Origin of the sequence: Azospira oryzae, from assembly GCF_004217225.1 — a bacterium.
Taxonomy (GTDB): domain Bacteria; phylum Pseudomonadota; class Gammaproteobacteria; order Burkholderiales; family Rhodocyclaceae; genus Azospira; species Azospira oryzae.
Map to the genome: position 1 here is coordinate 765,267 of NZ_SHKM01000002.1, position 19,442 is coordinate 784,708.

Here is a 19,442-nt window from a genome sequence, read left to right on the forward strand (position 1 = left end):
GGGCGTCCTGCTCAGCTCTTGCCCCGGGCCAGTTGGTCGGCCTCCAGGGCCCCTTCCGCCACCCGCACCTGCAGCCCGTGGGCCTTGTCTCCCACCAGGGTGTAGTGCAGCAGGCCGCAATGGACCTCCATGCCCTCGTACACCGCCTGCTCGGCGATGACCTTGGCGTTCTGGGCCAGGCGCAGCTGTTCCTGCAGCAGGGTTTCCTCCTCCCCCAGGCGGGTCAGGGTGCGTAGCAGGGATTCCCGGGTGATGCGGGCCCGCTTCAGGGTCTCCGGCGGCACCCGTTCCGGCAGCTTGGCCGCCAGCTCCAGCAGCTTGACCACCTGGGCCAGCTGCTCCTCCACCTGCTGCCGGTGCAGCACCAGGCGCTGTTGCTGGGCCCGCAGCTTGGGGTCCAGGCCGATGTCGATGCGCGTGCCGATGTGGGCGCCGGAGCCGATCACCTTGGCCTTCACCAGCAGGGTGGCCTGGGCCCGGCCGCCGATGATGTGGCCCCGCTGCTTGTGGCCGACGACGATCTGGTTGATGGCGATGAGATTGCTCTGCATGGCCACGTCGTCGATGAAGATGCTGTCGCCCGCCTCCACCTTGGCCTGCTGCACGTAGGTGGCGGTGAAGCTGCCGCCGCACTGGATGTAGGAGGGGATTTCGTTGCCCTGGGCGTCCTTGCGGCCGCCTGAGCCGATGGCGCCGCCCTTGATGACGATGTCGCCGCCAGCGACGATGACCGCCGCCTCCACCGTGCCGCCGATCTCGATGTCGCCGCTGGCGCGGATGGTCATGCCGGCCTGGACGTCACCCTTGACCGTGACGGCGCCGTCGAAGTCGATGTTGCCCGAATTGATGGTGACTTCATTCACCGTGTAGGTGGGCTCGACGATCACCCCTTCCCGGGTGCGCACCGGCTGGCCGGTGATGGCGGCGGCCAGCTTGTTGGGGTCCGCCGGGTCCGGGGCGACGCCGGAGAGGTTGGGGGAGAACATGGTCTCCTTGCCCGCCAGGGCCGGGATCACGGCCCCGGAAACGGTTTCCCCCGGGGTGCCGGGGGTGGCGGGAATGCGCTGCATGACGGCCTGGCCGGCGTGTACCGTGAGGATTTCCCCCAGGTTGCGGTAGTCCATGAGGCCCTTTTCGTTGACCTGGGGCACCCGGCTGCGGCTTTCCGGCACCAGCACCTCGATGCGCCCGTCCTCGCCGTGGACCGGGGCCCGGCCCTCGGCGATGAGCAGGTTGTCGGCCTGGCCCAGGGCCAGGGCCTGGGCGATGGCGGACTCCCGGATGCCGGTGGTGACGCCCTGCTGGGCCAGGGCCCGGCGGATGGCGGCGGCGTCGATGGGGGCGCCGCCCTGGGGCGGGGTGATGCTGAGGAAGGCGGCCATCTTGTCGCCGGCGACGCTGACCTCGGCCTTGGCGTCCACCGCCTCGGCCACCGCCAGGGCCGCCACCGGGCGGGCGCCCTTGATGCTGTCGGCGAGCACGCCGAGGGCGGCCGCATTGCGCCGCAGGGCGCCGTGGCCGAGCTCGGCGATGCGTTCTTCGAGCCAGGGGACGTCTACCGTGGGGGGCGCCACTCCTGCTTCCGGAGTAAAGCTGGCGACCAGGCTACGACTTTCGGGGTCGTAGGTGAAATCGAGTCCTTGCGCTTCCATTGATCCCTTCCTGAGATCAGGCGTGTCTGTCGCACGCCTCTTCGCCGACTGGAGTATTTAGAGCTAACATCTGGCGCACCTTCCGGCCGTCGAACCCGGAAGCCCCTTCCCTGTGGGGGCGGCACTGCTCCGCCGCGCCTGAATCGATTGCCATTATGCTTGAATCCGCCCTTGTCTGGTTCCGCCGTGATCTACGCGATTACGACCACGCCGCCCTCTACCACGCGCTGAAGTCGGCGCGCCGGGTGTGGTGCGCCTTCGTCTTCGACAGCGACATCCTGGAGGCCCTGCCCGGGCGCAGCGACCGGCGGGTCGATTTCATCCGGGAATCCCTGGCGGAACTCCATGTGGCCCTCCAGGCCAAGGGCGGCGGCCTCATGGTGCGCCACGGCCCGGCGGCCGCGGAAATTGCCGCCCTGGCGCGCCAGCTGGGCGTGGCGGCGGTGTTCGCCAATCGGGACTACGAGCCCCGGGCCAAGGCCCGGGACGCGGCGGTGGCCGCCGACCTGGAGCGGGACGGCATCGCCCTGCACCTGTTCAAGGACCAGGCCGTCTTCGACGGCGACGAGGTCCTGACCAAGGGCGGCACGCCCTACACCGTGTTCACGCCCTACAAGAACTGCTGGCTGGGGAAACTGGAGGATTTTCATGTCCGTCCCTATCCGGTGGATCGCTACAGCGGGCACCTGGCCCCGCCCCCGGACGGCGGCGGGGTGCCTTCACTGGCAGATATCGGCTTTTTGCCGACGGACCTTGAGCGCATCGGCGTCGTCCCCGGCATGAGTGGCGGCGCCGCCCGCTGGCAGGACTTCCGCCAGCGCCTGGAGCGATACGCCGAGCAGCGGGATTTTCCGGCGGTGAAGGGCGTCTCCTACCTCTCCGTCTATCTGCGCTTCGGCTGCCTCTCCATCCGCCAGCTGGCGGGCGAGGCCTGGCGCAGCGGCGGCCCCGGCGCCGCCACCTGGCTTTCGGAGCTGATCTGGCGCGACTTCTATTTTATGGTGCTGGACCGTTTCCCCCAACTGCCGGACGGCTGCTTCAAGCCCGAGTTCGACCGGGTGCTGTGGGACGAGGCCCCCGCCCTGCTGGCGGCCTGGCGGGAGGGCCGTACCGGCTATCCCCTGGTGGATGCGGCCATGCGCCAGCTGGCCCAGACCGGCTGGATGCACAACCGGCTGCGCATGGTGGTGGCCTCCTTCCTGACCAAGGACCTGGGCCTGGACTGGCGCCTGGGGGAACAGCATTTCGCCGACCTGCTGCTGGACTTCGACCTCTCAGCCAACAACGGCGGCTGGCAATGGGCCGCCTCCACCGGCTGCGACGCCCAGCCCTGGTTCCGCATCTTCAACCCCATCACCCAGTCGGAAAAATTCGATCCCCAGGGCCGCTTCATCCGCCGCTACGTGCCGGAGCTGGCCGGGGTGCCGGACAAGCACATCCACGCTCCCTGGCGCATGGCCCCCCTGGAGCAGCAGGCTGCTGGTGTCATCATCGGCCGCGACTACCCGGCGCCGGTGGTGGACCACAATCTGGCCCGCCAACGCACCCTGGCCCGCTTCGAGGCGGTGAAGGGCAAGGCCGGCAAGGAGGCGGCGGCGGAGTAAGTGCAACACAATTGCAGTTGCAATAGTGTTGTGCTCTAATGGCCCTCCCGCCAATTCCCGCCGCGCCCGTGCACCTCGGGCGCCTGACGCCATGACCGATTCCGCCGCCGCTCCCGCCGTCCAGGCGGCCGCCGCCATCCGCGCCGCCGGCGCCCGGGTGACGCCGGCCCGGGTCCAGGTGCTGGCCCTGCTGCGGGGCGCCGCCGGGCCCCTGACCCACCTGGAGGTGGAAAAGGCCCTGGGCCCCCTGGCCGGCGACCGGGTCACCCTCTACCGGGCCCTGGACTGGCTGGTCTCCGCCGGCCTGGCGGCCAAGGCCACCGATGCCTCCCGGGTCTTCCGCTACTCCGCTACCGGCCCCGCCGCCGAACACATCGCCCACGCCCATTTCCGCTGCGAAGCCTGCGGCCGCATCTTCTGCCTGGATGCGCCGCCCCCCGCCGCCCCCGAACTCCCCGCCGGCTTCCGCCTGGCCCGCATGGAAGTGGATCTCCACGGCCAGTGCCCCGCCTGCGCCGCCGCCCAGCCCTGAAAGCCGCCATGCTCACCACCGATCCCCGCCTTCCCGTCACCCTGCTCACCGGCTTCCTCGGCAGCGGCAAGACCACCCTGCTCAACCGCATCCTCAAGGAAGCCCACGGCCAGCGCATCGCCGTCATCGAAAACGAATTCGGCGAAGTGGGAGTGGACAACGACCTGCTGCTGGAAAGCGAAGAGCAGATCGTGGAGATGAACAACGGCTGCATCTGCTGCACCGTGCGCGGCGACCTCACCCGCATCCTGGGCGAGCTGGTGGCAAAGCGCGCCAACGGCACCCTGCATTTCGACCGGGTGCTGATCGAGACCACCGGCCTGGCCGACCCGGGCCCGGTGGCCCAGACCTTCCTGGTGGAGCCGGAAGTGGCCCAGGCCTACCGCCTGGACGCCATCCTCACCCTGGTGGATGCCAAGCACGCCATGGCGCAGCTGGACCAGCACGAGATCGCCCAGGAGCAGGTGGGTTTCGCCGACCGCCTGCTGCTGACCAAGACCGACCTGGTGAGCGAGGCCGAGAAGGCCGCCCTGATCGCCCGCCTGGTGGACATCAACGGCCGCGCCGCCATCTACGAGACGCTCCAGGGCCAGGGCGTGGACCTGGCGGCCCTGCTGGACGTGAACAGCTTCTCCCTGGAGTCGGTGCTGGAGCGGGAGCCGGATTTCCTCGCCAGCGGCCACCACCATCACCACAACAACGCCATCAGCAGCTTCGCCTTCACCACCCACGGCGAGTTCGACCCGGCCCGCCTGGACGAATTCTTCGGCGCCCTGGTGCAGGTCTACGGCGAGGACATGCTGCGCTACAAGGGCCTCCTGGCAGTGACCGGCCAGGCCCACCAGATCATCCTGCAGGGGGTGCACATGCTGGTGGCCACCAACGTGGGCCGGCCCTGGGCCGAGAACGAGGCGCGGGAGTCGCGCATCGTCTTCATCGGCCGCAACCTGCCCCGGGACATTTTCGAGAAGGGCCTGCGCCAGTGCATCGGCAAGCCCTGGTGAGCGCATAAGACCATGGACCGCCGCGTTCCCGTCAGCGTCCTCACCGGCTTCCTCGGCGCCGGCAAGACCACCCTGCTCAACCACCTCCTGCGCCAGCCGGAGATGGCCGATACGGCCGTGCTCATCAACGAGTTCGGCGAGACCGGCCTGGACCACCATCTGGTGGAAAAGGTGGACGAGAACCTGGTGCTGCTCGACTCCGGCTGCCTCTGCTGCTCCGTGCGCGGCGACCTGGTGCGGGCCCTGAAGGACCTGGCCATGCGCGCCCAGCGGCGCGAAATCAAGGCCCTCAAGCGGGTGCTGATCGAGACCACCGGCCTGGCCGATCCGGCGCCGGTGATGCATACCCTGATGGAAGACTTCTTCATCGCCGAGCGCTACCGTACCGACGGCGTCATCACGGCGGTGGATGTCACCCATGCCGAGGGCCAGCTGTCGCGCCACTTCGAGGCGGTGAAGCAGGTCACCATGGCCGACCGCCTGCTGCTGACCAAGACCGACCTGCTCGCCGATCCCGGGGCCCTGCCGCGGCTGGAGCGCCGCCTGCAGCGCCTCAACCCCGGCGCGCCGCGCCATTTGGTGGTGCAGGGCCGGGCCGACGCCGCCTGGTTCCTCGACAGCGGCACCTTCAACGCCGCCGCCAAGGCGCCGGAAGTGGCCCGCTGGCTGGCGGAGGAAGCGGTCAAGGCGACCCGGGCCAACCACAGCGGCCACGACCACGATCCCAACCGCCACGACGCCCTGGTGCACGCCTTCACCCTGCGCTTTGCCGAGCCCCTGCACTGGGGCGATTTCCTCGAAGCCCTGGACGTGCTGCTGGCCACCTGCGGCGACCGCATCCTGCGGGTCAAGGGCCTGGTGCACGTGGCCGGGGAGGCGCAGCCCCGGGTGGTGCATTGCGTGCAGCACACCCGCTACCCGACCCTGGTGCTGGATGCCTGGCCGGAAGCCGCACCCTTCAACGACCGCAGCACCCGGCTGGTGTTCATCGTGCGCAACTTCGCCAAGGACAACGTGGAGAAGGCCTTCACCATGTTCTGCGGCGGCGTCCGCGATGCCGACGGGCTGGCCGTCTAAACCGCCATGATGCCGGCGCCGCGCTGCCGCCCCCCCGCCCGCCTCGTCCGCTGGCTGGCCCTGCTGCCCCTGTTGCTGGCGGCGGTGTGGCTGCTGCACCTGGCCAGCCACCTGCAGGGCGAGGAGGGGGCCGGCCTGGCGGCTGAGTCCTGTCTCGTCTGTCTGCACCTGGGCGGCCACGCGACGCCCCTGGCTGCGACGGCTGCTCCCCTGCCCTTGTCCCTGGCCGCTTTCGAGCCGGCCATCGCCAGCGAGCCCCGCTGGCGCCATCTACCGACCCCCCTGCCCCGCCAGGGCGCCCCGCCTCGATCCTGAGCAACGAGCCATGAAGAGCCGCATCCCCCTTGCCTCTCCGGCCCGGGGCGGGCGGCCGTCGCTGTCCCGTCGTTGTCAGATTTGAATTGAGGTAGACCATGTTCACTCCCCGTTACACCCCCCTGGCCCTGGCCGTTTCGTTTGCCCTGGCCGCCGGCGCCGCCCAGGCCGCTCCCGATGCCGACGTGGCCCGGGAAATGAAGCAGATGCGCGAGCAGCTGCAGCAGATGCAGCGCGCCTACGAGCAGCGCATCGCCGCCCTGGAAGGGCGCCTGGCCCAGGCTGAAACCAAGGCCGTCAAGGCCGAGAGGACGGCGGTGGATGCCAGCGCCACCGCCGGCGAGGCCAAGGCCAGCGCCGAGAGCGCCCAGGCCTCCCGCAGCCGGGAACCGGTGCGGGCCAATGCCTTCAACCCGGAAATCTCCCTCATCCTCACCGGCACCTACAACAATCTGAAGAAGGACCCCAACAGCTACCAGATCACCGGCTTCACCCCGACCCTGGGCGAAGTGGGCCCCGGCAGCCGCAGCTTCAGCCTGGGCGAGACCGAGCTGGTGCTGAGCGCCAACGTGGACCCCAACTGGCGCGGCGTCGCCATCGCCGCCCTGAAGCCCGAAGGCGGCGTGGACATGGAAAACGCCTACATCGAGAGCCTGGGCCTGGGCCGCGGCTTCAACTTCAAGGCCGGCCGCTTCTTCTCCAGCCTCGGCTATCTCAACGAGCAGCATGCCCACGCCTGGGACTTCGTCGATGCGCCCCTGGCCTACAAGGCCTTCCTCGGCAACCAGTTCGGCCAGGACGGGGTGCAGCTGCGCTGGCTGGCGCCCACCGAGACCTTCTTCGAGATCGGTGCCGAAGCCGGCCGCGGCCAGTCCTTCCCCAGCACCGACCGCAACAAGAACGGCACCACCACCGGCGTCCTCTTCGCCCACCTGGGCGGCGACGTGGGCCCCAGCAACGCCTGGCGCGCCGGCCTCTCCTACCTGGGCACCTCGCCCAAGGACCGTACCTACCAGGACACGGACAGCCTGGGGGCGGCGGTGGACGACACCTTCAGCGGCAAGAGCCGCCTGTGGATTCTGGACGGGGTGTGGAAGTGGGCACCCAACGGCAACCCCAGCGTCACCAACTTCACCCTCCAGGGCGAGTACTTCCGCCGCACCGAAAGCGGCACCCTGGCCAGCAACTCGGCCGCCGGCGCCTGCGGCGGCGATTGCAGCGGCAGCTACGAGAGCAAGCAGTCCGGCTGGTACCTGCAAGGGGTGTACCAGTTCATGCCGCGCTGGCGCGCCGGCCTGCGCCACGACCGCCTCGATTACGGCACGGTGGACATCGGCCTGGCGAAGAACGGCATCCTCAGCGGTTCCGACTTCCCGATCATGGCCAGCCACAACCCGACCCGCAACAGCGTCATGTTCGACTACAGCCCCAGCGAGTTCTCCCGCTTCCGCCTGCAGCTGGCGCGGGACCAGTCCGGGCTGGGGGAGACGGACAACCAGGTGTTCCTGCAATACATCCAGAGTCTAGGCACCCACGGCGCCCACAAATTTTAAAAACCACGCTGGCGCCGGCGATGCTTCGTTACTCGGGGCCTTGTGTGCAACAGCACACGGCGGCCCCTCGCGCCTAGCCTGGCCGGCACTGGCGCGGCTTTTTGCGTGATCTGAATTTTTTGGCGGAGTGGGGTTTGCCCCTTCGCCGGCTGAAAGGAATTTCCATGCAACGACTGATTGTTTTACTGCTCCTGGCTTTCACCCTGCCGGCCCAGGCGGCGCTCAATGTGCTGGCCACGGTGCCCGAATGGGCGGCCCTGGTGAAGGAGATCGGCGGCGACAAGGTCAATGTGGTGGCCGCCACCAACGGCCTGCAGGACCCCCATCGCATCGAGGCCAAGCCCTCCCTCATCGCCCGGGGCCGCAATGCCCAGCTGCTGGTGGCCACCGGCGCCGAGCTGGAGGTGGGCTGGCTGCCCCTGGTGCAGCGGGAGTCGGGCAATCCGGCGATCCAGAGCGGCCAGCCCGGCTATTTCGAGGCGGCCCGCTACGTCACCCTGCGCGAAGTGCCGGCAGTGCTGGACCGCTCCCACGGCGACGTCCATGCCGGCGGCAATCCCCACATCCAGACCGATCCGCGCCTCTACCTGAAGATCGGCGAGGCCCTGGCCGAGCGCCTGGCCCTGCTGGACCCGGCCCAGGCCCAGGCCTACCAGGCCGGCTACCGCAGCTTCGCCGAACGCTGGAAGGCCGCCATCGCCCGCTGGGAAGCCAAGGCCGCCCCGCTCAAGGGCGTGCCGGTACTGGTGCAGCACGACGCCTTCCCCTACCTCAATGCCTGGCTCGGCCTGAAGCAGGTCGGCGTGCTGGAGCAGAAGCCGGGCATGGAGCCGTCTTCCGGCTACCTGGCGGAAGTGCTGGCGCGGCAGCAGCACAACCCGGGGCGCATGGTCCTGCGGCCCGCTTACCAGTATGATGCCCCCTCCCGCTGGATCGCCGACAAGGCCGGCATCCCCGCCGTGATCCTGCCCTTCACCGTGGGCGGCACGGCCGAGGCCAAGGACCTGTTCTCCCTTTTCGACGACACGGTGAACCGCCTCCTGGCCGCCCTGCGCTGAACCCTCCATGCCCATTGCCTCCGCCCATCCCCTGCTCAGCGTTGCCGCCCTCGTCGCCGGCTACGGCCGGCCCGTGGTGGGGCCGGTGGATTTCACCCTGGCCCGGGGCGAGGTGCTGGGGCTGGCGGGGCCCAACGGTTCGGGCAAGAGCACCCTGCTCTCGGTCCTGGCCGGCGCCGGCCGGCGTTTTGCTGGCAGCGTCGACCTGGCGCCGGGGGTGGAAATCTCCTGGCAGACCCAGCGCCAGCCGGCGGTGGCCGGCATCCCCCTCAACGGCCGGGAGCTGCTGGCCCTTACCGGCGCCAGCGCCGCCGGTCTGCCGCCCTGGCTGGCGGCTCGCCTGGATGAGCGCCTGGACCGGCTTTCCGGCGGCCAACTGCAATTCCTGCACCTGTGGGCCTGCCTGCAGGCGCCGGCGGACGTGATCCTGCTCGACGAACCCACCAACAACCTGGACCCCCAGGGCGTGGCCGCCCTGGGAGCCGCCATCGCCGCCCGGGCGGCGGCCGGCGCCGGCATCGTCCTGGTCAGCCATGACGACGATTTCGTCGCCGCCGCCTGCCAGCGGGTGGTGCGCCTGCCGGGAGGGCCGCGGCCATGAACCTGGAACTGCTGTCCGACCCCCTCTTTCTCTGGCCCTGCCTCACCGGCCTGGTCTTCGCCCTGCTGCTGCCCCTCTGCGGCGCCTACCTGCGCCTGCGCGGCGAGTGGCTGGCGGCCCTCTCCTACGCCCAGATGGCCGCTGCCGGCAGCCTTTCGGCGGCAGCCCTGGCCCTGCCCCTGGTCCTGGGCGGGCCGGCTGCGGCCTTCCTGGCGGCGGCGGTGAAAAACGCCTTCGAGGAGGCGGCCGAAGCCACCCGGGGCGCCGCCTACGCCATGCTGCTGCTGGCCGGCTGGGGCACCGCCGTGCTGCTGGCGGCCAACCTGCCTCTGGCCGAGCGCCTGGGCCATGCCCTCTTCGACGGCCAGCTCTATTTCACCGACCGCAGCCATTTCCTCGCCGCCCTGGGCGCCTTCGCCGTGGCCGTGCCCCTGCTGCGCTGGCTCTCCCGGCCCCTGCTGCTGTCCCATTTCTATCCGGACTTCTACCGGGCCCGGGGCCGCTCCAGCCGCCGCCTGCACCTGGCCTTCGACCTGGTGGTGGCCGGCGTCCTGGCCCTGGCCACCACCAGCGTCGGCGTCATGGCCGCCTTCGCCCTGGTCTTCATCCCCCCCCTGGCCGCCGCCCCCTGGGCCCGCAGCTGGCGTGCCGCCCTGTGGCTGGGCGCCCTCCTGGGCGGCCTGGCCCACCTGCTGGCCTTCGCCCTGGCCCTGGTCCTGGATCAGCCCTTCGGCCCGGTGCTGGCCCTGCTGCTGGTTCTCCTGGGGGCCGCCAGCGCCCTGCTGGCGCGCGGTTTTCCCCGGATTGCGGCATGACGGCGTAGTGTGATAAAAGTCATAAGCTAGTCGTTATATACTGCTGCGGCGTTTTGCTGCCCACTGAAAGCAGGCCATGATTTTCTCGCTGTTCAAGAAGAGTCGCGAAGACAACAAGGTTCCCGAAGCCCGCATGGTCAAGGTACCGGCGCCGACCCCGGCCGCCGCGCCCCAGCCCGCCGGGGCTCCTGCCGCGCCCGCCGCCGCGCCCCTCGAAACTCCCTCCAAGGCCGCCCCGGCCGTGGATTCCATGTCCCTGGACTTCACCGGCTTCTCCCTCGGCGACCTGGAATCCGGCGGCATCGAGCTGGATAACGAAAGCGATCCCCTGGAAGCCGTGGTGGAACAGGCCGCCGTGCTCTACGCCAACGGCCAGGAAGGCGTCGCCAAGGCCACCCTGGAAGACGCGGTGGGCCGCTACCGTTCCGGCCCCACGGCCATCCGCCTGTGGATGATGCTGTTCGATTTCTATCAGCTGCACGGCGACAAGGCCGCCTTCGAAAACCTGGAACTGGATTTCGCCCGCATTTTCGAGCGATCCCCGCCGGCCTGGTGCGATACCAAGAAGGCCGAGGCGGTGGTGGCCGGCGGCACGCCCACCACCCTCTTCAAGGGCGCCATGGAAGGCAGCAACCACGCCGCCTTCGGCATCCTGGCCGATGCCCTGGAGAAGAACCAGAAGCAGCGCCTGGACCTGTCCAAGGTGCAGCAGCTGGACGATGCCGGGGCCGAGCGCTTCCTCAAGCTGTTGCAGCAGTCGGCCAAGCGCAAGCAGGTGCTGGAACTGGCCGGCATCGAGGCCCTGGAAGGCCTGCTGGCCGCCGCCGCGGTCACCGGCAAGGCCGAGAATCCCCAGTGCTGGCTGCTGCAGCTGGAACTGCTGCAACGGGCCGGCCGCCAGGAACAGTTCGAGGAGCGGGCGGTGGATTACGCCGTCACCTTCGAAGTGTCGCCCCCCTCCTGGGACCCGGCCCGGGTCCAGGCCACCCCGGTGGCCGCCGCCCAGTGTCCGGACTGTACGGACGGCAGCGAGGGCGACGAGGCCTACCGTCTCAGCGGCGAACTGAAAAACGCCCGCTTCAACGACCTCAAGGATTTCGCCGAAAGCCGGGACCCGGTGGTCCTGGATTTCACCGCCGTGGTGCGCATCGACTTCGTCAGCGCCGGCGCCCTGGTGAATATGCTGACCCCCTGCAAATCCGCCGGCAAGGCGGTCATCATCCGCAACACCAACCGCCTGGTGTTCGAGCTGCTGGCGGTGGTGGGGGTCAATGCGGTGGCCCGCATCGAGCCGGCCCGCAAGTGAATTGGCAGCCTGCCGCCCCGCCGTGGCGCGGGCGGCAGCGCATTTCCCCTTCTTTCCCGAACTGAAGAAACCGCATGGAACAGTATCACGGCACCACCATCCTCTCGGTGCGCCGCGGCGCCTCCGTCGCCATGGGCGGCGACGGCCAGGTGACCCTGGGCAACATCGTCGTCAAGGCCACGGCGCGCAAGGTGCGCCGCCTCTACAACGACCGCATCCTGGCCGGCTTTGCCGGCGGCACCGCCGACGCCTTCACTCTCTTCGAGCGCTTCGAGGCCAAGCTGGAAAAGCACCAGGGCAACCTGGTCCGCTCCGCCGTGGAACTGGCCAAGGACTGGCGCAGCGACCGGGCCCTGCGCCGGCTGGAGGCCATGCTCTCCGTCGCCGACCGGGAGTCCTCCCTCATCATCACCGGCAACGGCGACGTGCTGGAACCGGAGTACGGCATCGTCGCCATCGGTTCCGGCGGCGCCTACGCCCAGTCTGCCGCCCGGGCCCTGATCGAGAACACCGAGCTGGCCCCCGGCGACGTGGTGCGCAAGTCCCTGGAGATCGCCGGCGACCTGTGCATCTACACCAACCGCAATTTCACCATCGAGACCCTGGAGTAAGGACGCCATGACCCAGATGACTCCCCAGGAAATCGTGCACGAGCTGGACAAGCACATCGTCGGTCAGGCCCAGGCCAAGAAGGCCGTGGCCATCGCCCTGCGCAACCGCTGGCGCCGCTCCCAGGTGGAAGAGGGCCTGCGCCACGAGATCACGCCGAAGAACATCCTCATGATCGGCCCCACCGGCGTCGGCAAGACCGAGATCGCCCGCCGCCTGGCGCGCCTGGCCAACGCCCCCTTCATCAAGATCGAGGCCACCAAGTTCACCGAGGTGGGCTATGTGGGCCGGGACGTGGACACCATCATCCGCGACCTCATGGAGACCGCCATCAAGGGCCAGCGCGAGCAGGCCATGAAGCGGGTGCGGGCCCGGGCCGAAGACGCGGCCGAAGACCGGGTCCTCGACGCCCTGCTGCCCCCCGCCCGGGGTGCCGGCTTCTTCAACGAGAACCAGGGCAGCAGCGAGGATTCCACCACCCGCCAGAAATTCCGCAAGAAGCTGCGGGAGGGCGAGCTGGACGACAAGGAAATCGACATCGAGGTGGCCGCCCCCGGCATGCAGGCGGAGATTTTTGCGCCGCCGGGCATGGAGGAGCTGACCAGCCAGATCCAGGGCATGTTCCAGAGCATGGGCACGGCCCGCAAGAAGTCGCGCAAGCTGAAGATTCCCGAAGCCATGAAGCTGCTGGTGGAGGAAGAGGCGGCCAAGCTGGTCAATGACGAGGAAGTGAAGCTGGAGGCCCTGAAGAACGTGGAGCAGAACGGCATCGTCTTCCTCGACGAGATCGACAAGATCGCCTCCCGCTCCGACGCCCACGGTGCCGACGTCTCCCGCCAGGGCGTGCAGCGGGACCTCTTGCCCCTGGTGGAAGGCACCACCGTGTCCACCAAGTACGGCATGGTCAAGACCGACCACATCCTCTTCATCGCCAGCGGCGCCTTCCACCTGGCCAAGCCGTCGGACCTGATCCCCGAGCTGCAGGGCCGCCTGCCCATCCGGGTGGAACTGGATTCCCTCTCCGTCTCCGATTTCGAGCAGATCCTGACCCAGACCGACGCCTGCCTGACGCGCCAGTACCAGGCCCTGCTCGGCACCGAGGGCCTCAAGCTGGAATTCACCGCCGACGGCATCAAGCGCCTGGCGGAGATCGCCTACTCGGTCAATGAAAAGACCGAGAACATCGGCGCCCGCCGCCTGTACACGGTCATGGAAAAGCTGCTGGAGGAAGTCTCCTTCACCGCCGGCAAGTCCGGCGCCGAGACCCTCACCGTGGACGGCGCCTACGTGGATGCCCGCCTGGGCGAACTGTCCCGGGACGAGGACCTCTCCCGCTACGTGCTGTAAGAAGCGGGGCGGCGGCAGGCCGCCCCGGCGCCCCCCACCTAGGGGCAACCCTGATGGCCGCCCCGCCCGGGCCGCCGTTACACTCTCCCGGAACCCCGCCCTGGAGCCGGCATGCTGCTGCGCATCGTCGCCATCGTCTTTCCCCTCTTCGCCATTGTCTTCTTCGGCTGGCTCTACGGCCGCAAGAAGCAGCCGGACATGGCCTTCGCCAACCAGCTCAACATGGAAGTGTTCGTGCCGGCCCTGGTCTTCGCCGCCATGGCCGACAAATCCTTCGACCTGGCCGCCAACTGGGGACTGGCCGTAGGCGCCGTGGTGGGCGTGGTCGGTTCCGGCCTCGCCGGCTGGGGCCTGGCCCGTCTGCTGGGCAGCGCCCCCAAGACCTTCGTGCCGCCCATGATGTTCAACAACTGCGGCAACCTGGGTTTGCCCCTGGCGGTGCTGGCCTTCGGCGACGGAGCCCTGGCTCCCATGGTGGTGCTGTTCATGGTCTCCAACCTGCTGCACTTCTCCTTCGGCGCCTGGCTGCTCGACCACCACACCCGCCTGGCCAATCTGTGGCGCATTCCCGTGGTGCTGGCTAGTCTGGTTGGCCTGGCGGTGAGCCTGCTGCACATTCCCATCTGGCCGCCCCTGAAGCTGGCCATCAAGATGCTGGGCGACGTCTCCATTCCCCTGCTGCTCTTTTCCCTCGGCGTGCGTCTGGCCGGCTCCAGCCTGTCGGCGGTGCGGGTCGGCCTGTGGGGCGCCCTGGCCCGGCCCCTGGTGGGCCTGCTGCTGGCCTACGCCACCGCCCTGGCCTTGGGCCTGGAAGGGCAGCAGAAAGCCCTGCTGGTGATCTTCGGCGCCCTGCCGCCGGCCGTGCTCAACTACGTCTTCGCCGAACGCTATCGCCAGGAGCCGGACCAGGTGGCCTCCATCGTCCTGCTCGGCAACCTGGCCGCCCTCCTGTTCCTGCCCCTGGCCCTGGCCCTGGTGTTGCCCTAGTCCGTCGAGTCCGGATGCGGCCTACCGGGCCGGGAGGTTTTCGGGCCAGGGCAGGGGGCCACTTCCCCTGTCCGAAAACCTACAAATGTCGCATTCCTCTCGCCCCGCTGCGGGTTCTGTCTGAAATCCGCAACCGCATGATTTAAATAGCTTGTTATAAAAAATCCGGCCCTGGCACCCTTATTGCTGATACCCCGGCAAGAGGCCATGCCATGACAACCATCACCATCAACGACACCACCCTGCGCGACGGCGAACAGACCGCCGGGGTGGCGTTCACCGCCGCGGAGAAGCTGGCCATTGCCCAGGCCCTGGCGGCGGCCGGGGTGCCGGAGATGGAGGTAGGCATTCCCGCCATGGGCGAGCAGGAGCAGGAAGTGATCCGGGCCATCGCCGGCCTCGGGCTGTCCAGCCGGCTCATGGTGTGGGGCCGCATGTGCGCCGCCGACCTGGAAGTGACGCGGCGCTGCAATGCCCACATCGTCAATCTCTCCATTCCCGTTTCCGACCAGCAGATCCGCCACAAGCTGAACAAGGACCACCGCTGGGTGCTCGATTCCATCCGCCGCTTCGTGCCCGAGGCCCGGGCGGCGGGGCTGGAGGTGTGCGTCGGCGGCGAGGATTCCTCCCGGGCCGACCTGGACTTCCTGCACCGGGTCATGGAGGCGGCCCAGGCTGCCGGCGCCCGCCGTTTCCGCTTTGCCGACACCCTGGGGGTGCTGGACCCGTTCATCACCCACCAGCGCATCGCCGCCCTGCGGGCCCGCAGCGACCTGGAAATCGAAATCCACGCCCACGACGACCTGGGCCTGGCCACCGCCAACACTCTGGCCGCGGTGACTGCCGGCGCCACCCATATCAACACCACGGTCAACGGCCTGGGCGAGCGGGCCGGCAATGCGCCCCTGGAAGAGTCGGTGATCGCCCTCCGGCATCTCTACGACATCGACAGCGGCGTTGATCCCCTGCAGCTGCCGGCCATCTCCGATCTGGTGGCCAAGGCTTCCGGTCGGCCGGTGGCGGTGAACAAGAGCATCGTCGGCGCCAACGTGTTCACCCACGAGGCCGGCATCCACGTGGATGGCCTGGCCAAGAACCCGGCCAACTACCAGGCCTTCGATCCGGCGGAAGTGGGCAAGGGCCACCGCATCGTGCTGGGCAAGCATTCCGGCTCCACCGCCGTGATCCACGCCTACAAGGACCTGGGCATCGATATCGACGAGGGCATGGCCCGCCGCATCCTCTCCCGGGTGCGCAGCTACGCCATGGCCTTCAAGCGCCCGCCGGGCTTTCGCGAACTGATGAGTTATTACCTGGAAGGGATGCAGGGGAGCGGCCGTCCGGCCCCCCGGCTGCATGTCGTCTGAACAAGGAGAAGCCTATGGAAACCCTGATGGACGAACTGCAGCAGCTCTCCACCGCCGAGGAATTCCTCGACTACTTCGGCCTGGAGTACGACCCGGCCGTGGTCAGCGTCTCGCGCCTGCACATCCTCAAGCGCTTCAACCAGTACCTGGCCCGGGAAGGCGGACTGGCGGGCCTCAACGAGGGCCTGAGCCGCATCAAGTGCCGGGAGCTGCTGGCCCGGGCCTATACCGATTTCGTTCATTCCTCCGGGATCGAGCAGAAGGTTTTCAAAGTGTTTCAACAGGGCGTGCAGCGGGTATCCGTGGATAGCCTGCGCCGCTCCCTAGGAGAGGCAAGCCATGCATAGCGTCGTCTGTATCAAGCAGGTGCCGGACTCGGCCCAGATCCGGGTGCATCCGGTGACCAACACCATCATGCGCCAGGGGGTGCCGGCCATCATCAACCCCTACGACCTGTTCGCCCTGGAAGAGGCCCTGCGCCTCAAGGACAGGTTCGGCGGCACCGTCACCGTGGTCACCATGGGCCCGCCCATGGCCGAGGCGGCCCTGCGCAAGTGCCTTTCCTACGGCGCCGACGACGCCATCCTGGTGTCCGACCGGGCCTTCGCCGGTTCCGACACCCTGGCCACCTCCTACGCCCTGGCCACCACCATCAAGAAGATCATGGGCAACATGCCGGTGGATCTCATCTTCACCGGCAAGCAGACCATCGACGGCGATACCGCCCAGGTGGGCCCGGGCATCGCCAAGCGCCTCGACTACCAGCTGCTGACCTACGTCTCCAAGATCGTGGACCTGGACCTGGAGAAGAAGGAAATCACCGTGGAGCGCCGGGCCGAGGGCGGCGTTCAGCTGCTGAAGACCGCCACCCCCTGCCTCATCACCATGCTTGAAGGCACCAACGAGATGCGCTTCGGCGACCTGGACGACCTGTTCCGCGCCGCCCGCTACGACCTCAAGGTGTGGAATCGGGAAGCCGCCGGCATCGACGATGCCGAGATGATCGGTCTCAAGGGCAGCCCCACCGTGGTGAGCAAGGTCTTCGCCCCCCGCCCCCGCAGCCAGCGGGCCGAGATGGTGGAGACGGTGGACAACGATCCGAAGAACCTGGCCGTGACCCTCCTGGCCAAGGTGTTCACCCAGCACCCCAAGCTGGAAAAGGAAATCGCCAAGCGGGCGGGTTAACCAGGGAAGAGGACAACAGCCATGAGCGAACAACCGAAAAAGCCGGCGAAGAAAAAGGTCGAACTGGACCCCCGCTTCGTCAATTACAAGCACGTCTGGGTGGTCGTCGAGAGCGAGCGCGGCGAAGTGCATCCGGTCTCCTGGGAACTGCTGGGCGAGGGCCGCAAGCTGGCCGACGCCCTCGGCGTGCAGCTGTGCGGCGTGGTCATGTGCGGCCCCGGCGAGCGCGGTGCCGGCATCTGCGGCGAGGCCTTCACCTACGGCGCCGACAAGTGCTACCTGATGCAGGACGAGGTGCTGAAGGACTACCGCAACGAGCCCTACACCAAGGCCCTCACCGACCTGGTGAACACCTACCAGCCGGAAATTCTCATGCTCGGCGCCTCCACCCTGGGCCGGGACCTGGCCGGCTCGGTGGCCACCACCCTGGGCACCGGCCTGGTGGCCGACTGTACCGAACTGGTGATCGAGACCGAGACCCGCAACCTGGCCTCCACCCGTCCCACCTTCGGCGGCTCCCTGCTCTGCACCATCATGACCCAGCGCCACCGGCCCCAGATGGCGACCGTGCGGCCCCGGGTGATGGCCATGCCGGAAGCCGACGGCAGCCGCAGCGGCGAAATCGTCACGGTGCCCTTCTCCATGATCGAAACCTCCATCGTCACCAAGGTGCTGGAGTTCATCGCCGACGACACCCGGGACAAGCCCAACCTGCCCTTCGCCGACATCATCGTCTCCGGCGGCCGGGGCCTGAAGAAACCGGAAAACTTTCAGCTGGTGTGGGACCTGGCCAAGGTCCTGGGGGCCGAGGTGGGCGCCTCCCGCCCGGTGGTGCAGGCCGGCTGGGCCGAGCTGGATCGCCAGGTGGGCCAGTCCGGCAAGACCGTGCGGCCCAAGCTGTACATCGCCGCCGGCATCTCCGGCGCCATCCAGCACCGGGTGGGCATGGACGGGGCCGACGTCATCATCGCCATCAACACCGATGCCAACGCCCCCATTTTCGACTTCGCCCACTACGGCATCGTCGGCAACGCCATGACCATCCTCCCGGCGCTGACCGAAGCCTTCAAGGCCCACCTGGCGCAAGCCAAAAAAGCCGGCTAACAGGAGAACACCATGGCTGAAAAATTTGACGTGATCGTGGTCGGCGCCGGCATGGCCGGCAACGCCGCCGCCTACACCCTGGCCAAGGGCGGCCTCAAGGTGCTGCAGATCGAGCGGGGCGAAACCCCGGGCTCGAAGAATGTGCAGGGCGCCATCCTCTACTCGGACGCCATCGAGAAGATCATTCCCGACTTCCGCGACGACGCCCCCCTGGAGCGCCACCTCATCGAGCAGCGGGTGTGGATCCTGGACGACAACTCCTACGTCGGCACCAACTACCGCTCCGAGGACTTCAACAAGCCGCCCTACAACCGCTACACCATCATCCGCGCCCACTTCGACCAGTGGTTCAGCAAGAAGGCGCGGGAGGTCGGCGCCCTCACCATCTGCGAGACCACCGTCACCGAGCTGCTGCTGGACGGCAAGAAGGTGGTGGGGGTGATGACCGACCGCAAGGGCGGCGAAATCTACGCCGACGCGGTGATCCTGGCTGACGGGGTGAATTCCCGCCTGGCCACCAAGGCCGGCTTCCACCCCGAGATCAAGCCCAAGGACGTGGCCCTGGCGGTGAAGGAAATCCACTTCCTGCCCCAGGAGACCATCGAGGCCCGCTTCAACATCGGTGAAGAAGAGGGCGTGGTCATCGAAATGGCCGGCACCATCTCCGAAGGCATGATGGGCACCGCCTTCCTCTACACCAACAAGGAATCCATCACCCTCGGCATCGGCTGCATGCTGTCGGACTTCAAGAAGCAGAAGACCACGCCCTACGAGCTGCTGGACAAGATGAAGAAGCATCCTTCCATCGCCCCCCTGATCGAAGGCGGCGAGATGAAGGAATACGCCGCCCACCTGATCCCCGAAGGCGGCTACAACGCCGTGCCCCAGGTTTATGGCGACGGCTGGCTGATCGCCGGCGATGCCGGCATGTTCGTGAATGGCATCCACCGCGAAGGCTCCAACCTGGCCATGACCACCGGCATGCTGGCGGCCCAGACCCTGGTGGAGCTGAAGCAGGCGGGCAAGGCCTTCACCGCCCCCAATCTCTCCAAGTACAAGGCCAAGCTGGACGACAGCTTCGTCATGAAGGACCTGAAGAAGTACCGCCGCATGCCGGACATCTTCCACAAGAACAACCAGTTCTTCACCACCTACCCGACCCTGCTGTCGAAGGCGGCCCAGACCATCATCCGGGTGGACGGGGTGGACAAGAAGACCAAGGAAAAGGAGATCAAGAAGAGCTTCATCGCTTCCCGCTCCGTCTTTGGCCTGATCGGCGACGCCTTCAAGTTCTGGCGCGCCATGGAATAACCCGGAGGACATGAC

General features: G+C 68.2%; 19 protein-coding genes. 18 read left to right on the top strand and 1 reads right to left on the bottom strand.

The features are described 5' to 3' along the window. Positions 1 to 11: 11 nt before the first annotated feature. The gene (locus EV678_RS12660) at positions 12 to 1,652 is read right to left on the bottom strand and encodes a DUF342 domain-containing protein (protein WP_130459765.1); all 1,641 of its coding nucleotides are present in this window, start codon (positions 1,650 to 1,652) and stop codon (positions 12 to 14) included. Positions 1,653 to 1,807: 155 nt separating this feature from the next. Between EV678_RS12660 and EV678_RS12665 the strand changes: the two genes are divergently transcribed. The 18 genes from EV678_RS12665 to EV678_RS12750 all read left to right on the top strand — a co-directional run bounded on the left by EV678_RS12665 (position 1,808) and on the right by EV678_RS12750 (position 19,427). After that, the gene (locus tag EV678_RS12665) at positions 1,808 to 3,256 is read left to right on the top strand and encodes a cryptochrome/photolyase family protein (protein ID WP_130459766.1); all 1,449 of its coding nucleotides are present in this window, start codon (positions 1,808 to 1,810) and stop codon (positions 3,254 to 3,256) included. A 91-nt stretch (positions 3,257 to 3,347) separates the two neighbouring features. Then, positions 3,348 to 3,788, top strand: coding sequence for a Fur family transcriptional regulator (locus EV678_RS12670; protein WP_130459767.1), 441 nt, complete (start codon positions 3,348 to 3,350; stop codon positions 3,786 to 3,788). An 8-nt stretch (positions 3,789 to 3,796) separates the two neighbouring features. Further along, positions 3,797 to 4,792 (top strand): CobW family GTP-binding protein, encoded by a 996-nt coding sequence (locus tag EV678_RS12675; RefSeq protein ID WP_130459768.1) that lies wholly within the window; start codon positions 3,797 to 3,799, stop codon positions 4,790 to 4,792. Between the two features lie 12 nt (positions 4,793 to 4,804). Then, a complete protein-coding gene (locus EV678_RS12680) occupies positions 4,805 to 5,869 on the top strand; it encodes a CobW family GTP-binding protein (protein WP_130459769.1) in 1,065 nt (354 codons plus the stop codon). 6 nt (positions 5,870 to 5,875) lie between these two features. Then, positions 5,876 to 6,184, top strand: a complete 309-nt coding sequence (locus tag EV678_RS12685; protein WP_130459770.1) for a hypothetical protein — start codon at positions 5,876 to 5,878, stop codon at positions 6,182 to 6,184. Between the two features lie 98 nt (positions 6,185 to 6,282). Further along, on the top strand, positions 6,283 to 7,737 hold the full coding sequence (locus tag EV678_RS12690; RefSeq protein WP_130459771.1) for a hypothetical protein: 1,455 nt from the start codon (positions 6,283 to 6,285) through the stop codon (positions 7,735 to 7,737). Positions 7,738 to 7,901: 164 nt separating this feature from the next. After that, positions 7,902 to 8,795, top strand: a complete 894-nt coding sequence (locus EV678_RS12695) for a metal ABC transporter substrate-binding protein (RefSeq protein ID WP_130459772.1) — start codon at positions 7,902 to 7,904, stop codon at positions 8,793 to 8,795. Positions 8,796 to 8,802: 7 nt separating this feature from the next. After that, positions 8,803 to 9,396, top strand: coding sequence for an ATP-binding cassette domain-containing protein (locus EV678_RS12700; protein ID WP_130459773.1), 594 nt, complete (start codon positions 8,803 to 8,805; stop codon positions 9,394 to 9,396). After that, on the top strand, positions 9,393 to 10,211 hold the full coding sequence (locus EV678_RS12705) for a metal ABC transporter permease (protein WP_130459774.1): 819 nt from the start codon (positions 9,393 to 9,395) through the stop codon (positions 10,209 to 10,211). The genes EV678_RS12700 and EV678_RS12705 overlap by 4 nt, the downstream gene beginning before the upstream one ends. A gap of 76 nt (positions 10,212 to 10,287) precedes the next feature. Further along, entirely contained in the window at positions 10,288 to 11,517 is a 1,230-nt protein-coding gene (locus EV678_RS12710) for an STAS domain-containing protein (RefSeq protein WP_014235693.1), read from the top strand. Between the two features lie 74 nt (positions 11,518 to 11,591). After that, positions 11,592 to 12,128: an ATP-dependent protease subunit HslV gene (hslV, locus tag EV678_RS12715; protein WP_130459775.1), complete on the top strand. Its 537-nt coding sequence runs from the start codon at positions 11,592 to 11,594 to the stop codon at positions 12,126 to 12,128. Between the two features lie 7 nt (positions 12,129 to 12,135). After that, the gene (hslU, locus tag EV678_RS12720; protein WP_014235691.1) at positions 12,136 to 13,473 is read left to right on the top strand and encodes an ATP-dependent protease ATPase subunit HslU; all 1,338 of its coding nucleotides are present in this window, start codon (positions 12,136 to 12,138) and stop codon (positions 13,471 to 13,473) included. 111 nt (positions 13,474 to 13,584) lie between these two features. Beyond that, the gene (locus EV678_RS12725; RefSeq protein WP_130459776.1) at positions 13,585 to 14,460 is read left to right on the top strand and encodes an AEC family transporter; all 876 of its coding nucleotides are present in this window, start codon (positions 13,585 to 13,587) and stop codon (positions 14,458 to 14,460) included. 212 nt (positions 14,461 to 14,672) lie between these two features. Next, positions 14,673 to 15,827 (top strand): homocitrate synthase, encoded by a 1,155-nt coding sequence (gene nifV, locus EV678_RS12730; RefSeq protein ID WP_014235689.1) that lies wholly within the window; start codon positions 14,673 to 14,675, stop codon positions 15,825 to 15,827. Positions 15,828 to 15,841: 14 nt separating this feature from the next. Further along, positions 15,842 to 16,174: a nitrogenase stabilizing/protective protein NifW gene (gene nifW / locus EV678_RS12735; protein ID WP_014235688.1), complete on the top strand. Its 333-nt coding sequence runs from the start codon at positions 15,842 to 15,844 to the stop codon at positions 16,172 to 16,174. After that, positions 16,167 to 17,012 (top strand): electron transfer flavoprotein subunit beta/FixA family protein, encoded by an 846-nt coding sequence (locus EV678_RS12740; protein WP_130459777.1) that lies wholly within the window; start codon positions 16,167 to 16,169, stop codon positions 17,010 to 17,012. The genes nifW and EV678_RS12740 overlap by 8 nt, the downstream gene beginning before the upstream one ends. 21 nt (positions 17,013 to 17,033) lie before the next feature. Then, positions 17,034 to 18,116 (top strand): electron transfer flavoprotein subunit alpha/FixB family protein, encoded by a 1,083-nt coding sequence (locus tag EV678_RS12745; protein ID WP_130459778.1) that lies wholly within the window; start codon positions 17,034 to 17,036, stop codon positions 18,114 to 18,116. Positions 18,117 to 18,128: 12 nt separating this feature from the next. Continuing rightward, a complete protein-coding gene (locus EV678_RS12750) occupies positions 18,129 to 19,427 on the top strand; it encodes an FAD-dependent oxidoreductase (protein ID WP_014235685.1) in 1,299 nt (432 codons plus the stop codon). Positions 19,428 to 19,442 lie beyond the last annotated feature (15 nt).

What these genes read in the sequence shown, in the direction of transcription:
- EV678_RS12660 (WP_130459765.1), bottom strand. Translation starts at nt 1,652, where the DNA reads ATGGAAGCGCAAGGACTCGATTTCACCTACGACCCCGAAAGTCGTAGC.
- EV678_RS12665 (WP_130459766.1), top strand. Translation starts at nt 1,808, where the DNA reads ATGCTTGAATCCGCCCTTGTCTGGTTCCGCCGTGATCTACGCGATTAC.
- EV678_RS12670 (WP_130459767.1), top strand. Translation starts at nt 3,348, where the DNA reads ATGACCGATTCCGCCGCCGCTCCCGCCGTCCAGGCGGCCGCCGCCATC.
- EV678_RS12675 (WP_130459768.1), top strand. Translation starts at nt 3,797, where the DNA reads ATGCTCACCACCGATCCCCGCCTTCCCGTCACCCTGCTCACCGGCTTC.
- EV678_RS12680 (WP_130459769.1), top strand. Translation starts at nt 4,805, where the DNA reads ATGGACCGCCGCGTTCCCGTCAGCGTCCTCACCGGCTTCCTCGGCGCC.
- EV678_RS12685 (WP_130459770.1), top strand. Translation starts at nt 5,876, where the DNA reads ATGATGCCGGCGCCGCGCTGCCGCCCCCCCGCCCGCCTCGTCCGCTGG.
- EV678_RS12690 (WP_130459771.1), top strand. Translation starts at nt 6,283, where the DNA reads ATGTTCACTCCCCGTTACACCCCCCTGGCCCTGGCCGTTTCGTTTGCC.
- EV678_RS12695 (WP_130459772.1), top strand. Translation starts at nt 7,902, where the DNA reads ATGCAACGACTGATTGTTTTACTGCTCCTGGCTTTCACCCTGCCGGCC.
- EV678_RS12700 (WP_130459773.1), top strand. Translation starts at nt 8,803, where the DNA reads ATGCCCATTGCCTCCGCCCATCCCCTGCTCAGCGTTGCCGCCCTCGTC.
- EV678_RS12705 (WP_130459774.1), top strand. Translation starts at nt 9,393, where the DNA reads ATGAACCTGGAACTGCTGTCCGACCCCCTCTTTCTCTGGCCCTGCCTC.
- EV678_RS12710 (WP_014235693.1), top strand. Translation starts at nt 10,288, where the DNA reads ATGATTTTCTCGCTGTTCAAGAAGAGTCGCGAAGACAACAAGGTTCCC.
- hslV (WP_130459775.1), top strand. Translation starts at nt 11,592, where the DNA reads ATGGAACAGTATCACGGCACCACCATCCTCTCGGTGCGCCGCGGCGCC.
- hslU (WP_014235691.1), top strand. Translation starts at nt 12,136, where the DNA reads ATGACCCAGATGACTCCCCAGGAAATCGTGCACGAGCTGGACAAGCAC.
- EV678_RS12725 (WP_130459776.1), top strand. Translation starts at nt 13,585, where the DNA reads ATGCTGCTGCGCATCGTCGCCATCGTCTTTCCCCTCTTCGCCATTGTC.
- nifV (WP_014235689.1), top strand. Translation starts at nt 14,673, where the DNA reads ATGACAACCATCACCATCAACGACACCACCCTGCGCGACGGCGAACAG.
- nifW (WP_014235688.1), top strand. Translation starts at nt 15,842, where the DNA reads ATGGAAACCCTGATGGACGAACTGCAGCAGCTCTCCACCGCCGAGGAA.
- EV678_RS12740 (WP_130459777.1), top strand. Translation starts at nt 16,167, where the DNA reads ATGCATAGCGTCGTCTGTATCAAGCAGGTGCCGGACTCGGCCCAGATC.
- EV678_RS12745 (WP_130459778.1), top strand. Translation starts at nt 17,034, where the DNA reads ATGAGCGAACAACCGAAAAAGCCGGCGAAGAAAAAGGTCGAACTGGAC.
- EV678_RS12750 (WP_014235685.1), top strand. Translation starts at nt 18,129, where the DNA reads ATGGCTGAAAAATTTGACGTGATCGTGGTCGGCGCCGGCATGGCCGGC.